General features: G+C 59.2%; 13 protein-coding genes. 12 read left to right on the forward strand and 1 reads right to left on the reverse strand.

Translation table 11 applies throughout. The features are described from left to right. Nucleotides 1-104 precede the first annotated feature (104 nt). The 7 genes from secY (at nucleotide 105) to rplQ (ending at nucleotide 4,912) form a co-directional block, all read left to right on the forward strand. Nucleotides 105-1,457: a preprotein translocase subunit SecY gene (secY, locus tag QZY06_RS11775; RefSeq protein WP_367275622.1), complete on the forward strand. Its 1,353-nt coding sequence runs from the start codon at nucleotides 105-107 to the stop codon at nucleotides 1,455-1,457. A gap of 49 nt (nucleotides 1,458-1,506) precedes the next feature. Then, nucleotides 1,507-1,620 (forward strand): 50S ribosomal protein L36, encoded by a 114-nt coding sequence (rpmJ, locus tag QZY06_RS11780; protein ID WP_084711652.1) that lies wholly within the window; start codon nucleotides 1,507-1,509, stop codon nucleotides 1,618-1,620. A 274-nt stretch (nucleotides 1,621-1,894) separates the two neighbouring features. After that, nucleotides 1,895-2,251 (forward strand): 30S ribosomal protein S13, encoded by a 357-nt coding sequence (gene rpsM, locus QZY06_RS11785; protein ID WP_022978610.1) that lies wholly within the window; start codon nucleotides 1,895-1,897, stop codon nucleotides 2,249-2,251. Nucleotides 2,252-2,282: 31 nt separating this feature from the next. After that, the gene (rpsK, locus tag QZY06_RS11790) at nucleotides 2,283-2,687 is read left to right on the forward strand and encodes a 30S ribosomal protein S11 (protein ID WP_022978611.1); all 405 of its coding nucleotides are present in this window, start codon (nucleotides 2,283-2,285) and stop codon (nucleotides 2,685-2,687) included. A 12-nt stretch (nucleotides 2,688-2,699) separates the two neighbouring features. Beyond that, nucleotides 2,700-3,320 (forward strand): 30S ribosomal protein S4, encoded by a 621-nt coding sequence (gene rpsD, locus QZY06_RS11795; protein ID WP_293390702.1) that lies wholly within the window; start codon nucleotides 2,700-2,702, stop codon nucleotides 3,318-3,320. 107 nt (nucleotides 3,321-3,427) lie between these two features. Continuing rightward, a complete protein-coding gene (gene rpoA, locus QZY06_RS11800) occupies nucleotides 3,428-4,414 on the forward strand; it encodes a DNA-directed RNA polymerase subunit alpha (RefSeq protein WP_295684462.1) in 987 nt (328 codons plus the stop codon). A gap of 108 nt (nucleotides 4,415-4,522) precedes the next feature. Continuing rightward, complete coding sequence (gene rplQ / locus QZY06_RS11805) at nucleotides 4,523-4,912, forward strand: 50S ribosomal protein L17 (protein WP_295684464.1); 390 nt, start codon at nucleotides 4,523-4,525, stop codon at nucleotides 4,910-4,912. 53 nt (nucleotides 4,913-4,965) lie between these two features. Here the strand turns inward: rplQ and QZY06_RS11810 are convergent, their stop codons facing one another. Beyond that, entirely contained in the window at nucleotides 4,966-6,267 is a 1,302-nt protein-coding gene (locus QZY06_RS11810) for an aspartyl/asparaginyl beta-hydroxylase domain-containing protein (RefSeq protein WP_295684467.1), read from the reverse strand. 310 nt (nucleotides 6,268-6,577) lie between these two features. Between QZY06_RS11810 and QZY06_RS11815 the strand changes: the two genes are divergently transcribed. From QZY06_RS11815 to QZY06_RS11835, 5 genes are all read left to right on the forward strand, one after another. Beyond that, complete coding sequence (locus QZY06_RS11815; RefSeq protein ID WP_295684472.1) at nucleotides 6,578-9,493, forward strand: TonB-dependent siderophore receptor; 2,916 nt, start codon at nucleotides 6,578-6,580, stop codon at nucleotides 9,491-9,493. An 85-nt stretch (nucleotides 9,494-9,578) separates the two neighbouring features. Beyond that, a complete protein-coding gene (locus tag QZY06_RS11820; RefSeq protein WP_295684475.1) occupies nucleotides 9,579-11,417 on the forward strand; it encodes a tetratricopeptide repeat-containing sulfotransferase family protein in 1,839 nt (612 codons plus the stop codon). 70 nt (nucleotides 11,418-11,487) lie between these two features. Next, nucleotides 11,488-12,984 carry a peptide ABC transporter substrate-binding protein gene (locus QZY06_RS11825; protein WP_295684478.1) on the forward strand — a complete coding sequence of 499 codons (1,497 nt, stop codon included), beginning with the start codon at nucleotides 11,488-11,490 and terminating at the stop codon, nucleotides 12,982-12,984. Nucleotides 12,985-12,993: 9 nt separating this feature from the next. Beyond that, nucleotides 12,994-13,914, forward strand: coding sequence for an oligopeptide ABC transporter permease OppB (gene oppB, locus QZY06_RS11830; RefSeq protein ID WP_295684480.1), 921 nt, complete (start codon nucleotides 12,994-12,996; stop codon nucleotides 13,912-13,914). Beyond that, nucleotides 13,911-14,750, forward strand: a complete 840-nt coding sequence (locus QZY06_RS11835) for an ABC transporter permease (RefSeq protein ID WP_295684482.1) — start codon at nucleotides 13,911-13,913, stop codon at nucleotides 14,748-14,750. The genes oppB and QZY06_RS11835 overlap by 4 nt, the downstream gene beginning before the upstream one ends. Nucleotides 14,751-14,784: the final 34 nt, after the last annotated feature.

Raw genomic sequence — 14,784 nt, forward strand, 5'->3', positions numbered from 1 at the left:
CGATCAAGGGCGTTGGTGTCACCAAGGGCGCCCGCGAAGCGATCACCGCCGCCGGCGGCAGCGTCGCAGAGTAATTCGTCGTATCTGACCGTTAGGCGTATTCCATGGCCAAGACTCCCGGCGCAGGCGGCATGATGCCGGACCTCAGCAAGATCGGAGAAGTGCGTAATCGCATCTTCTTCCTGATCGGTGCGCTGATCGTCTATCGCATCGGATCGTTCATTCCGGTTCCGGGAATCGATCCGGCTAAGCTCGCGCAGCTGTTCGATCAGCAGAAGGGCACGATCCTGGACATGTTCAACATGTTCTCGGGTGGTGCGCTGTCGCGGTTGTCGATCTTTGCGCTCGGTGTTACGCCGTATATCTCGGCGTCGATCATCGTGCAGCTGATGGCAGCGACGACGCCGTCGCTGAAAGAGCTGAAGAAGGAAGGCGAAGCTGGTCGGCGCAAGCTGACCAAGTACACGCGTTACGGCACTCTGGGTCTGGCCTTGTTCCAGGCGGTGGGCGCTTCGTATGCGCTGCAGGGTAGCGTTGCGCTGTCGCCGGGCTTTGGATTCATCTTCACGGCAGCAGTGAGTCTGGTCACGGGCACGATGTTCCTGATGTGGCTGGGTGAGCAGATCACCGAGCGTGGCATCGGTAACGGTATGTCGATGCTGATCTTCGCGGGCATCGTTTCTTCGATGCCGCAGGCGATCGGGTCTACTGCGCAGCTGATCAGTGAAGGTTCGCTGAACCCGCTCATCGCGATTCTGGTGCTGGTGCTGGTGGCTGTGGTGACGACCTTCGTGGTTTTTGTCGAACGCGCCCAGCGTCGTATCCCGATTCACCACGCGCGCCGTCAACAGGGTCGCAAACTGTTTGCGGCTCAGACGCAGCATTTGCCGCTGAAGCTGAACATGGCAGGTGTGATTCCGCCGATCTTTGCGTCAAGCATCATTCTGTTCCCGGCGTCGATGGTTCGTTTCTTCGGCGGGGAAGGTGGTAGCGGGTTCATGCAGTCGCTGGCCAATGCGCTTTCGCCTGGCCAGGCGCTGTATACGATCCTGTACGCGTTCATGATGATTTTCTTCTGCTTCTTCTACACCGCGCTGGTGTTTGATTCGCGGGAGACGGCAGAGAATCTGAAGAAGTCGGGTGCCTTCGTTCCTGGCGTGCGTCCCGGCCTGCAGACTGCCAAGTACATTGACAACGTGCTGACCCGCCTCACGGTGGCTGGCGCGATCTACATCACGGCAGTGTGTCTGACGCCGGAATTCCTGGTCACGTATTTCAACGTGCCCTTCACGTTCGGTGGCACGTCGCTGCTGATCACTGTCGTCGTCGTCATGGATTTCATGGCGCAACTTCAGGCCCATCTGATGTCGCATCAGTACGAAGGTCTGTTGAAGAAGGCGAACCTGAAGTCCTTGAGCAACAACGCCGGCCGTCCTGGCGTGGTTCGTCCGAGCTGATTTTCCCCATCACTGAATAGGCCGGGCAACCGGTTGTAGAGATCGCGCCATGAAAGTTCGTGCTTCCGTCAAGAAGATTTGCCGTAACTGCAAGGTTGTTCGCCGGAATGGCGTCGTTCGCGTGCTGTGCACGGATCTCCGTCACAAGCAGCGCCAGGGCTGATTTAAGTCCTCGGTCCGCAGCCAGCGGAACGGTTAAAGGTTTGTATTTCAGCAGCCGACTTTGCTCGGCTGCTGATAGAAGGTTTCAGTGCAGGCGCTTCATTGGTCTGCACGTTGTATCCCAGCTTCAACGGAATGCTGTCGGTTACGGAAAGGAACGGCGCGCATAGCGCCGACCTTGGCAGCTCACCCACTGGTTTGAAAGAACGGTGGCGAGTCCGGTATACTTTGCGGCTCCCTGCGCCGCAGCGGTTCAAAGCTCTAAGAGGTTATCGATGGCACGTATTGCGGGCGTCAATGTCCCGGCCAACAAGCACACCGTGATCGCGCTGCAGTCGATCTACGGCATCGGCGCGACTCGTGCGCGCAAGATCTGTGACGCGGCCAACATCAATCCGGCGGTTCAGCTGAAAACGCTGACCGAAGGCGAACTCGATCTGCTGCGTGCCGAAATCGCGAAGTTTGCGGTTGAAGGCGATCTGCGCCGCGAAGTGTCGATGAGCATCAAGCGCCTGATGGATATGGGTTGCTACCGCGGTCAGCGCCATCGTCGCGGCCTGCCGGTTCGCGGCCAGCGCACCCGTACCAATGCCCGCACCCGCAAGGGTCCGCGCAAAGCCATCCGCAAGTAACACTTAGCCTCACGCAGGAACACCCAGACTCATGGCCAATACCTCCGCCGCCGCTGCAGCCGCCAAGGCTCGCAAGCGCGTCAAGAAGAACGTGACCGATGCAATCGCTCACGTTCATGCTTCCTTCAACAACACGATCGTTCTGATCACCGATCGTCAGGGCAATGCCCTGTCGTGGTCGACCTCGGGTGCCTGTGGTTTCAAGGGCTCACGCAAGTCGACTCCGTTCGCCGCGCAGATTGCCGCCGAACGTGCCGCCACCGCTGCTGCCGAGCATGGCGTCAAGAATCTCGAAGTTCGTATCAAGGGCCCAGGCCCGGGTCGTGAATCGGCAGTGCGTTCTCTGAACGCCGCCGGCTTCAAGGTCACCAACATCACAGACGTGACGCCGATTCCGCATAACGGCTGCCGTCCGTCCAAGCGTCGCCGCGTGTAAGGAGAGATCGAAATGGCACGTTATATCGGTCCCACCTGCAAACTCGCCCGCCGCGCCGGCACTGACCTTCTGCTCAAGAGCCGTGGTCGCTCGCTGGACACCAAGTGCAAGCTTGATACTCCTCCTGGCCAGCATGGCGCGCGCAAGCAGCGTCTGTCGGACTACGCGCTGCAGCTTCGCGAGAAGCAAAAGCTGAAGCAGATGTACGGTCTGCTCGAGCGTCAGTTCCGCAACTACTACCAGAAGGCCACGCGCACCAAGGGCGCCACCGGTCTGAACCTGCTCCGCTTCCTGGAGCGTCGTCTGGATAATGTGGTCTACCGCATGGGTTTCTCGGCCACCCGCGCCGAAGCCCGTCAGCTGGTCAGCCACAAGGCGATCCTGGTCAACGGCAAGAGCGTCAACATTCCTTCGTACAGCGTTCAGGTTGGTGACGTGATCCAGGTTCGCGAGAAGTCGCGCAACCAGACGCGCATCACCCAGGCTCTGTCGGTCGCTGCGCAGATCGGTCTGCCGGAATGGGTTGAGGTTGATGAAAAGGCGCTGAAGGGCGTGTTCAAGGCTCTGCCGGAACGCGACCAGATCGTCCAGGACATCAACGAAAACCTGGTCGTCGAGCTTTACTCGAAGTAAGCAACGGTCTTGGGTCGGCTCACGCCGGCCCTTGATGCGTACAGAAGTTCTGTTCTGCTGGCGCCTGTGATTTTGGCTTCCAGTCTTCGGTTTCAAGAGGTGTTTACATGCAGGGTTCCGTCGCCAGTTTCCTCAAGCCGCGTGTTGTCGATGTTGAGCAGATTTCCTCGCATCGCGCGCGCATCACTCTGGAACCGCTGGAACGCGGCTTCGGACACACGCTGGGCAACGCGCTGCGCCGCATTCTTCTGTCTTCGGTTCCGGGTTCGGCAATCACCGAAGCGCAGATCGAAGGCGTGGTGCACGAGTACAGCGCCGTCGAAGGCGTGCAGGAAGATGTCATCGACATCCTGCTGAACATCAAGAACATCGCCGTGCGTATGAACGCTCGCGAGTCGGCCGTGCTGAAGCTCGAGAAGAGCGGCAAGGGCCCGATCACCGCAGCGGATATCCAGCTCGATCACGATGTCGAGATCGTCAATCCCGAACTGGTGATTGCCAATCTGACTGGCGGCAAGATCAGCATGACCCTCAAGGTCACGCGCGGTCGTGGTTATCAGCCGGCTGCCGCTCGTGCTCAGAACAACGAGGACGAAGGCGTTTCGATCGGCGCGCTGCAGCTCGACGCTTCGTACAGCCCGGTTCGTCGGGTCAGCTATTCGGTCGAGCGTGCTCGCGTCGAACAGCGCACCGACCTCGACAAGCTGATCCTCGATGTCGACACCAACGGCGGTATCGATGCCGGTGATGCAGTCCGCTTTGCGGCCCGCATCCTGCGCGATCAGCTGGCGGTGTTCGTCGATTTCGCCGAAGGCGAAGAGCCGATCGTTGGTGCTGTCGGCAAGAAGGATCTGAACCCGATCCTGTTCCGTCCGATCGACGATCTTGAGCTGGGCGTGCGTTCGACGAACTGCCTCAAGGCCGAGAACGTCTATTACATCGGCGACCTCGTGCAGCGCGGCGAGACCGAACTGATGAAGACGCCGAACCTGGGCAAGAAGTCGCTGAACGAGATCAAGGAAGCGCTGAAGGCGCATGACCTCGAACTCGGTATGAAGCTCGACAACTGGTCGTCGCCCAAGGTCGCTGCGTAAAGCCGCTGCCAGAATCTCCGAGGCCTGCGGTCAACGCCGCAGGCCAGTAACCGCAAACAACCGAGCGAATGGCCACTGGCCGCTAGCCACTGATAACAGAGTTAAAACATGCGCCATAAAGTCGCGGGCCGCCGTCTCGGCCGCACCACCAGCCACCGCAAGGCCGATATGCAGAACATGGCCGTGTCCCTGTTCCAGCATGAGCTGATTCGCACCACTGTTCCGAAAGCCAAGGAGCTGCGTCGCGTTGCCGAGCCGCTGATCACGCGTGCCAAGGATGACAGCGTCGCCAACCGTCGCTTGGTGTTCAACCGTCTGCGTGACCGCGCCATGACCCAGAAGTTGTTCCTGGAACTGGGGCCGCGCTACTCGACCCGCCCGGGTGGTTACCTGCGCATCCTGCGTTGCGGCTTCCGCCCTGGCGACAACGCGCCGATGGCATATGTCGAACTCGTCGGCCGTCCGGCCGCTGCTGCTGCGGAAGGCGCGGACGCCTGATCGGCACATCCAAAGTCGGTTGCAAGGAAAGGGCGCTTCGGCGCCCTTTTTGTTTATAGACCGCTTTGGCGATTGAAATCACCGATCGCTGGAATCAGGGCTTGCAATGCTTCTCTTTCAACGGAGTCGAGATCTGGATGCCAGATATCTAGGATCAGAACAGCGCGCAGGCTGTCGCTGCGGTTCCAAGCTTCGTGCTCGAAAGTGTCATCGAATACGACCAGACGCCCTTCCTCCCAGGTATGCGTCTCTCCGCCGACTACGATTGCGCAATCGGGAGGAACGACAAGAGGCAGGTGCGCAACGAGACGACAGTTGGTCACCCCGCGATGAGGCAAGATGTGTGTGCCGGGACGAAGCAGAGAGAATAGCGCCTCAGGGGCGTGGTCGCGAATTGTTGCAAGAGGCAGGTCACGCAGGCTGGACGCCGTACGCGGACAACGCAGACCGTGATCGACAAACTCCTCGCCGTGGCGATAGAGAAAATATGTATCCCAGCCTGAGTCGGCAGTTTCGTTTCTGAGCAGTCCCTTGATTTGCTCCGGACCGTTTTGCTCGTGAAACGGCTCGAACACAGCACGAGATTGAATCAGTTCAAGTAATTCTTGACGAATTAAAGGGGCTTTTTGCTCGATACGCTTAGCCCAGGTGAAGATCGCCGTATCAAAATAGGGCCGCGCTGGGAGTTCCGGAATGTAAAAAAATAGCGGTCGCTGGCGGCTGTCGGAATAGCCGGGATCAATTTCGCGCAGATAGATTCTCAGGGCGTGCTCGATCCGCCGCAGAGCGGGTCGACCATGTCGTCGCCACAGCGGCTCGAGGATCGAAGATAGGATCGCCGGTCGATGCCTGCGCACGACCTGTACCGCATGTTGAACTGCGTCAAGCAGGTCCGTCGGCGTGCTTGCTTTGTCGAGCCAGAGGCCCTCTAGCTGGGCCGAAGTCAGCGCGCCGAAGTATGCTGCTACCGCAGGGTAGAGCTTGTCCGCTTCTTCATATAGTTGGGCCATAGGAAGCCTTGCGAAGTAATCCCGGGGATTGACGGCGCAGGCAGCGGAAAAATGCTCGAGCGCGCGCGCACGATCACCGATACTGCGATAGGCAATGCCCAGAGTGCGCAAAAGATCGCCGTCACGAGCGTGAGATGCCTTGCCGGCTTCCAGAATTTGGATGCAAAGCTTGGGATCTCCCCGGAGCAGAGCCTGCGTGGACACGAAGCCCAAGGCTTCGAGCTCATCGGGCTGTTCATCAAGCGCGCTGTAATAGAGTTTTTCAGCCAGACGGCGATCACCGTTTTCGCGCGCTTGGCGAGCTTTTTCGAGCTTGGAAGGCGCTCGAGAACTCGACGGGGACATTGCTCACCTACTTCGGATCAAACTTAATGTCGGAAAACCGGGATTTTTTAATCAACGGGAATTACCGTCGAAAATATAAAGATATCCAGAATTTTCCCTGGCGCAGAGTGACCGGATCGATTTGTCTAAGTCCCGGATTGGCATGGTCATTGCTCGTTATGAACATCGAAATAAGTGCAGCGACTGCCGAGTAAATTTTGTTGACGCTCGTCTCATGCTGCCCCTATTCTCAAATCTGCAACATTTTGTGAACCTAAGTTCTGGCACTAGTCCGGAACGGCCACATAAATTAATTATAGGGAGTTTACCCATGAAACTGACGGTCGAAGCTCGGCTCCGGCGCACTGCGCGCGGGGTTTTCGTCATTGGTGCTGTGATGAACGCGGGGATTGTGCTGGCGGATGACGCGGCGCAATTGCAGGGAGTTGAAGTGACGGGCTCGCGCATCCGGCGAGTCGAGGCGCAAACCTCGAATCCGGTGTTTACGTTGGATCGCAAGTCGATCGAGGCCACGGGCGCCACGAGCCTCGGAGAGCTTCTGCAGTCCATTCCTCTGGTTACCGGTGCCACGCTTTCGCCACAGGTTAACAACGGCAGCGGTGATAGCCCGGGTGAATCGAACGTTTCGCTTCGCGGCCTTGGCGCGAATCGTACATTGCTGTTGATTGATGGCCAGCGTGTGGTCACGCAGGACGTCAACGCGATCCCGATCAACATGATCGAACGCGTCGAAGTGCTGAAGCAGGGGGCTTCTGCCGTATACGGTTCAGACGCAATCGCAGGCGTGGTCAACTTCATTACCCGCAAGAACTTTAAGGGCTTCGAGTTCACCACCCAATATGGCAGAGCGGGTGCTGGTGATGGCGCAGGGTATTCCGACACCCTCACATATGGCACTTCTAGCGCGGAAGGCTCGGTCGTGTTCGGCCTTGGCTATAACCGGCAGGACGAGGTTGCGGCATCAGATCGCGATGTGACCAAGGATGCCTTCGGTATCTATTACGGTGCCGTCAATCCCTTCGTATTCCGCAGCTCACGTATTCCAACGGGTGTTTATATCGTCCCTGGATTCATCGATCCGGCTACTGGTGCTGGTTGCGGCTCTACAAACCGCGTAACGCGTATCGCTGGCTCTACTGGAAATGCCCCGGGCGACTTCCGCTGCGCCGATCTGTCGGCCGGCCCGAGCAGTGATCGTTTCAACTTCCAGACTCAAAATCTCGCGCTGGTTCCCCAGAAACGCCTGAATTTTTTCGGCGAAGCCAACTACAAGCTTTCTGACGACGTTCGTGCGTACGGTTCCGCATTCTTCACGAACACCCGTTCGCGCAGCCAGTTGGCCTCTGAAGCGTTCGACTTGGCTGCGATATCGGCGTTTTATAATCCGCCAATCAACATTTCCGCGAACAGCATCTACAACCCGTTCGGTACGCAGATCAACTCGTTCCAAATCCGTACGATCGAGAACGGCCCGCGTTCAACGGAAACGGATGCCAACACCTATCAAGGCACGTTCGGCCTGAAGGGCACGGTGCTGGAGCGTTTTGATTGGGATGCGGCCTATACGTATGGCCGTATTTCCGCACAGTCCACGACGCGCGGCTATATCAATACCAGCCAGCTTCAGAATCAGCTCGGGCCGTCGTATTACGATGCGACAACTGGCGCGCCGACCTGCGGTGTCGAAGGAAGCTATCTGATTCCGGGTTGCACGCCGATTAACTTCATTGGCACCGACGGAGATCGTTACAACACGCTGTCGCCAGTTCTTCATGATCTCAACGTAATTGCTCAGAACACGTTCCTGGCGTCGATCTCAGGCGATCTGTTCAGCCTGCCAGCGGGCGCAGTTGGTGCATCGGTCGGCTTCCAGTACCAAGCGCAGTCTCTGGACAATCAGCGAGATCAGCTCGAAGAAAACTTCCAGTTGTCGGAAAGCAATCAGAAGGGTACCAAGGGCTCGTTCAACGCGCGCGAAGGATTTGCCGAGGTCAACGTACCGCTGTTGAAGGATCTGCCGGGCATCAAGTCCCTGATCGTCAATGCGGGCGTCCGTTACGAAAATTACTCGAACATAGGCGGCAAGGCTAACGGCAAGTACGGCGTCGAGTACCGGCCAATTAAGGATCTTCTTGTTCGCGCAACTTATGCAGATGTATTTCGTGCGCCGACAATCTCTGATCTATTCGCTGGCGGTGCGCAAGATGCACCCTCTATCATTGATCCTTGCGATGGGATCAATGAGGCAGTAGGCACCAACGCCAACCATGATGCAGCTTGCGCTGGTGTGCCGCGTGACGGTAGCTACGCGCTCAGCAATACCCAGGGTACTGGCCTCCTAGGCGTCGGCAATCCGAACCTGAAACCGGAAACCGGTTTCACCACGGATTTCGGGTTTGTTTACAGCCCCTCGTTCTACAAGCCGCTGACCGTTGAAGTGGATTACTACAAGTACTCCATCGACAAGGCAATTGGATCGATCTCGGCGCAGCAGGTGCTGGATAGCTGCTACAACACCGGCACTTTCTGCAATTTCGTCGGAAACCGAGATTTCAGCACGTTCGAACCCAGCTTGATATTCGAGCCAACTGCAAACGTGGGTCAGTTCTTGGTTCAGGGTGTCGATTTCGGCCTGCGTTTGAATTACGACAAGACACCTTTGGGCAAGTTCCTGTTTGGCTTTGATGGTTCCTATCTGCAGAAGAACGTTCAGACGACAGTCGATCCGTCCACGGGGGCGGTACTCGCGCGGAACTCGGTGGCAGGTCGCGGCTTCCCGAATGGCGTGCCGCCTGATTTCTATCCGCGTCTCAAGATGACGACCTTTGTCAGCTGGGATTACGGTCCTTTCAATATCTTTGTGCGCGATCGTTTCGTCTCCAGTATTTCGGATGACGGTGGCGATGACGGCCTCGGAACGACGTTCGGTGTAGATGCAGCGGCTGATCCCGCAGTTTGCTCGACGGGTGCGAAAGGCGGAGATTACGGTACTCCCGACTCGGCCTTTCTTTGCAAGCGAAATATTGGTTATCAGAGCTATGTCGATGTGGCTGCAACCTACAAGTTGAAGCCGCTGCACACGGATTTCACAGTGGGCGTCAACGACTTGTTCTCAGACGGTGCACAGGCTTATTACAGCTCGGGTCCGTCGTTTGCCTATGACAACAGCAACGGCAGCATTCTTGGCCGGTTCTACTACGCCCGCATGAAGATCAGCTTCAACTAATCGTCTTTCAGCTAGTTGCACGAGGGGGGCCATCGCGGCCCCCTTTTTTGTTTACGATTGCCTGGGTGTTCACGTTTCCACCATCATGAAAGACAAGTCGCAAAAAGAATTCGAGGCCATCGTCGAGGATTACCAGACGGGGCGGCATCAGCGGCTGAGTCAGCGCAGTCCGCTAGGGCTGGGCCGGAACGTCACTGCAGTGATGGCCGCTCAGTCCGCTGTGTTGATTGCGCTTGCAGCTGTCACGGTCAGGAATCTCGACAAGGCTGAGCGGATGTTCCGGCAGGCGATGCAGTTGCAGCCGCAGGATCCGGATTTCCGAACCAATCTCGCCGTAGTTCTACTCGATTCAGACAAGGCCGAAGTTGCACTGGCACTGCTGCAGCAGGCCAGCATTGAGTTTCCAGACAACCCCGGCATCGTTCTGAATCTCGGCATCGCGGCGTTAGCGCTCCGTCAGTATGGCGAAGCCATTGTGGCGCTGGTGTCGGCAATCCGCGTGGGAGCGGACAGGCTCGTTGCCTCGATTCTGCTTGCAAAAGCCTACGAAGCCATCGGAGACCTGGCATCGGCGGAAGCTATTGCGCGCAATATCCCGGTCGACTCCATTCCGCTGATTCGCGAAGTTCAAGATCTTGTCCAAGTCTTGATCGTCTGCAGTCAGTTCGATCAAGCCGAGCGTCTGCTTAGACGTATGCTTGCAGACGATCCGCAGGACTCGCTATCGAGAGTCAATCTAGCCAATCTGCTGGAGCGTGCGAACCGGCTCGACGCGGCGGAGGAACAACTGCAACTGGTTGCGGCGGCTGGGCAAGGTGAAAGCCTGGCCTACCTCACAGCCCATGCGAAGCTGCTGGGACGACGGAACCGGTCGGAGGACGCCTTGTCCGAATACGCACGTGCGCAGGCTGCGTTTGACGAAAATTTTTCCGACTCGCAACGCCTAGGCAGCGAAATAGAATTCGAGCGCGGTAAGCAGCTCGACAAGCTGGGCCGCCACACCGAAGCCTACGAGGCCTTTGCTAGCGGTAACACGATGATTCGCGAGGATTACGCACGCCGGCATCCGGCAACCGATTCCGGTATGCAGATTGCCTGGCTGATTGACTACCCAGAGGTCGACTCCGCTGTGCCGCCTCCGGAACCATGTTCGGACTCGGCCGATGAAAATCTGATTCTGATCGTCGGATTCCCGCGCTCCGGAACGACTCTGCTCGATCAGATGCTCGATGCCCATCCCCGACTGCAGGTGCTCGAAGAAAAGCCGGCGCTCGAAGCCGTGGTGGCCGAGCTGAGGAGCATGGATGGCGGCTATCCACAGGGATTGATCGGGCTCAAGGACGAACAGATCGCTGTGCTGCGTAGAATCTATTGGAGCAATGTCGGCCAGTATTTGCGCCGAGACAGCACGAAAATCTTGGTCGATAAGTATCCATTCAATCTTTGCCGGATTCACCTAGTGATGCGCCTGTTTCCGCGTGCCCGCTGGATCTTCGCGCTGCGCCATCCCTGCGATGTGGTATTGAGCTGCTTCATGCAGAACTTCCGCTTCACCAACAGTACGCACAGCTTTTTCTCGATTGAGCAGACTGCCTCGATCTACCAGCAGGTGATGTCGCTGTGGCTGGCGCAGCGTGCGAGGCTGAAGCCGGTCTGTCTCGATATACGCTATGAAAGCCTGACAGCAAACTTTGAATCCGAAGCGCGTCGTTTGATTGAGTTCCTGGGGCTGCCTTGGGACGATCTCGTGCTGAACTACAACGAGCATGCGAAAACCCGGCGCATCTACACGCCGAGTTACAGTCAGGTTGTACAACCCATCTACAGGACTTCGATCGGGCGTTGGCGTAACTACGAGCAGCATTTTGATCACGTTCTGCCCCTGCTCGATCCTTTGATCGAACGGCTTGGCTATACGCGGTGATGTTTTTGCAGTGAGCAGGATTCTGTTAGCGATATCGTTCGCTTTCTCCTGCGTGGCTGCGGCCGCTCCAATGCTGCGCATCGGCAACGGCCCCGAACCCGAATCGCTGGATCCGCAGAAAGCCACCAGCGTCAGTGCCGGCAATGTGCTGCGCGATCTGTATGAGGGCTTGACCGGTTTGTCGCCGAGCGGAGAGCTGATTCCTGCGGCTGCTGAATCATGGACTTGGTCGGCTGATGGTCGCGAGCTGCGCCTGCAACTGCGTGAAGGGCTGCGCTGGTCCAACGGCGATCCGCTGCTCGCCGAGCACTTTGTGGCGGGGCTGCAGCATCTGCTCGATCCGGCCACCAATTCTGGCTATGCAAGCTTGTTTGCGGCGATCGAGCATGGTGCGGAGATCACGGCGGGACGTCGACCAGTCAGCGATCTGGGCGTGATTGCCGATGACGCGCGCAGTCTGCGGATTCGGCTCGATCGTCCGCTGGCCAGCTTGCCGGGCTTGCTCGCGCATCCTGCCGCAGCGCCGCTGCATCCGGCCGATCGGCTTGCCAAGCCGGGCAACGCGCGCATCGGCAATGGCGCTTATCGGCTCGTCGAATGGGCGCCGCAATCGCGCATCGTGCTGGCGCGCAATCCGCTGTACTGGAACGCCGCGGCCACGACTATCGAGCGCGTGCAGTTCATTCCGACCGAAGACCTGAACTCGGAGCTGAAGCGCTACCGGGCCGGTGAGTTCGACATCACTTCGACAGTGCCGGCGGCACAGGCGAAATGGATACGCGAGCAGTTGGGCAGCGAACTGCATGTGGCGACCTATCTCGGCAGCTACTTCTACGGTTACAACCTGACCCGGCCGCCGTTCAAGGCGCAGCCCAAACTGCGGCTGGCCTTGTCGATGGTGGTGGATCGCGAACTGATCGTCGACAAGGTGCTGCATGGGCTGGCGACGCCGGCCTGGGGTCTGGTGCCGCCCGGCATCAGCCACTATTCCGCGCAGCGGCCTGCCTGGGCTGCGTTGCCGCGCGCGCAGCAACTGGCCGAGGCAAGGCGCTTGTATGCGGAAGCCGGCTATTCGATGGAGCACCCCGCCGAAGTCGAGATTCGCTACAACACGTCCGACGACAACAAGCGCCTCGCCGTGGTGATCGCGGCAATGTGGAAGCAGGCGCTGGACGTGCGCGTGAAGCTGGTCAACGAGGAGTGGAAAGTATTCCTGCAGCACCGCCGCAGCCGAGTCCTTACCCAAGCCTTCCGCAACACCTGGATCGGTGATGTCGATGACGCGTCGGGCTTCGTCGAACTGTTCGGCACTCAGCATCCACGCAATGATTCCGGTTATGCCGAGCCGGCTTACGATCAATTGCTGGCAGTTGCTGCCGAGCAGGCCGATCCTCAACAACGCCGCGCTGCGCTCGAAGCTGCCGAGCGGCGCTTGCTGGAAGATGCGCCGATCCTGCCAATCTATTTCTATGCCTCGAAGCATCTGGTCAAGTCGTACGTCGAGGGCTGGCAGGACAATCTGCTCGACTGGCATTACACGAAGGATCTGCGCCTGCGTGCGCATTGAGTTCTTCCGATGCTGAGCTACGCGGGCCGCCGCCTGCTGACAGCGGTGCCGACCTTGTTCGTGCTCATCGCATTGAGCTTCTTCCTGATGCACTTGGCACCCGGCGGGCCGTTCGACAGTGAGCGCAGCCTGCCGCCGGAAATCGAAGCGCGGCTGGCAGCGGAGTTCCATCTCGATGATCCGCTGTGGCGGCAGTTCGGGCGTTATCTCGGCGGCCTGCTGCACGGCGATCTCGGCCCCTCGTTCCAGTACGAAGGGCAGACCGTGACTGGCTTGATCGCCCGTGGCGCGCCGGTATCGGCGGCCATCGGTACGGCTGCGATGCTGCTGGCCTTGAGTGGTGGCGTGGCCTTGGGAGCGATCGCCGCGATGCGGCCTGGCAGCCGAATTGATCGCGGCCTGATGCTGATCGCGCTGACTGGTTTGTCGGTGCCTTCCTATGTAGTCGCGCCGCTACTGATCCTGATCTTTGCGCTGGGCCTGGCCTGGCTGCCGGCTGGTGGCTGGGACGGCGGCATCGCGGCCGCCGTGTTGCCATCGATCGCGCTGGCCTTGCCGCAGCTGGCGGCGATTGCACGGCTGACGCGCGGCGCGCTGGCCGAAGCGCTCGATGCGCCGTGGATCCGAACCGCGCGTGCGAAAGGCCTGCCCGAACATCTGATCGTGCTGCGCCACGCGCTGAAGCCGGCGCTGCTGCCGGTGCTGTCCTATCTCGGCCCGGCAGCGGCTGGCTTGATGACCGGCTCGGTGGTGGTCGAACAGGTGTTCGGCATTCCCGGCATCGGCCGCTACTTCGTGCAGGGCGCCTTGAATCGCGATTACACGCTGGTGCTCGGCGTGGTGCTGTTCTATGGCGCGCTGGTGATCGCCTTCAACTTCATCGTCGATCTCGCTTACGGCGCGCTCGATCCGCGGGCGCGGCTCGCATGAAGCTACGCGAACTGCTGAGGCAACCGGGTGTGGCGACGCCTGCCTTGTTGCTGGCAGTGATCCTGCTGCTGACGATCGTCGGGCCCTGGTTCGCGCCGCAGCCTTTCGATGCTATCGACTTCGAAGCCGACTGGGGCCGTGGCCCGAGCTGGGCGCATCCGTTCGGCACCGATGAGCTCGGCCGCGATCTGTTCGCGCGAGTCTGCATCGGCGGCCGGCTGTCGCTGGCGGTCGGCCTGGTGTCGACCCTGGTCGCGCTGTTGATCGGCATCGCCTGGGGTGCTGTTGCGGGTTACCTCGGCGGCCGGATCGATGCGCTGATGATGCGCATCGTCGACATCCTGTACGCGCTGCCGTTCATGTTCTTCGTGATCCTGCTGATGGTGCTGTTCGGTCGGCACTGGCTGCTGATTTTTGTCGCGATCGGTGCAGTCAACTGGTTGGACATGGCGCGCATCGTTCGCGGCCAGACCTTGGCACTGCGGCGGCGCGAGTTCATCGATGCTGCGGTGATCTCGGGGCTCGGCCCGGCGGCGATCATTCGTCTGCACATCGTGCCGAACCTGATCGGCGTGGTGATTGTCTGCGCCACCTTGTCGATCCCGCAGGCGATCCTCGTCGAATCGTTCCTGAGCTTCCTCGGTCTCGGCATCCAGGAGCCGGCGACCAGCTGGGGCGCGCTGGTCAACGATGGCGCACGGGCGATGGAAGTCACGCCCTGGGGGCTGATCTTCCCGGCCGGCTTTCTGGCTTTGACCCTGCTGTGCTTCAACCAGCTCGGCGACGCCTTGCGCGAAGTCTTCGACGGCGGCGCATTGCGCCGCACCCGAGGCTAAGGCCGTGCTCGATATCGAAGGCTTGCGAGTTCGC

Origin of the sequence: uncultured Nevskia sp. (genome assembly GCF_903885465.1) — a bacterium.
GTDB lineage: Bacteria > Pseudomonadota > Gammaproteobacteria > Nevskiales > Nevskiaceae > Nevskia.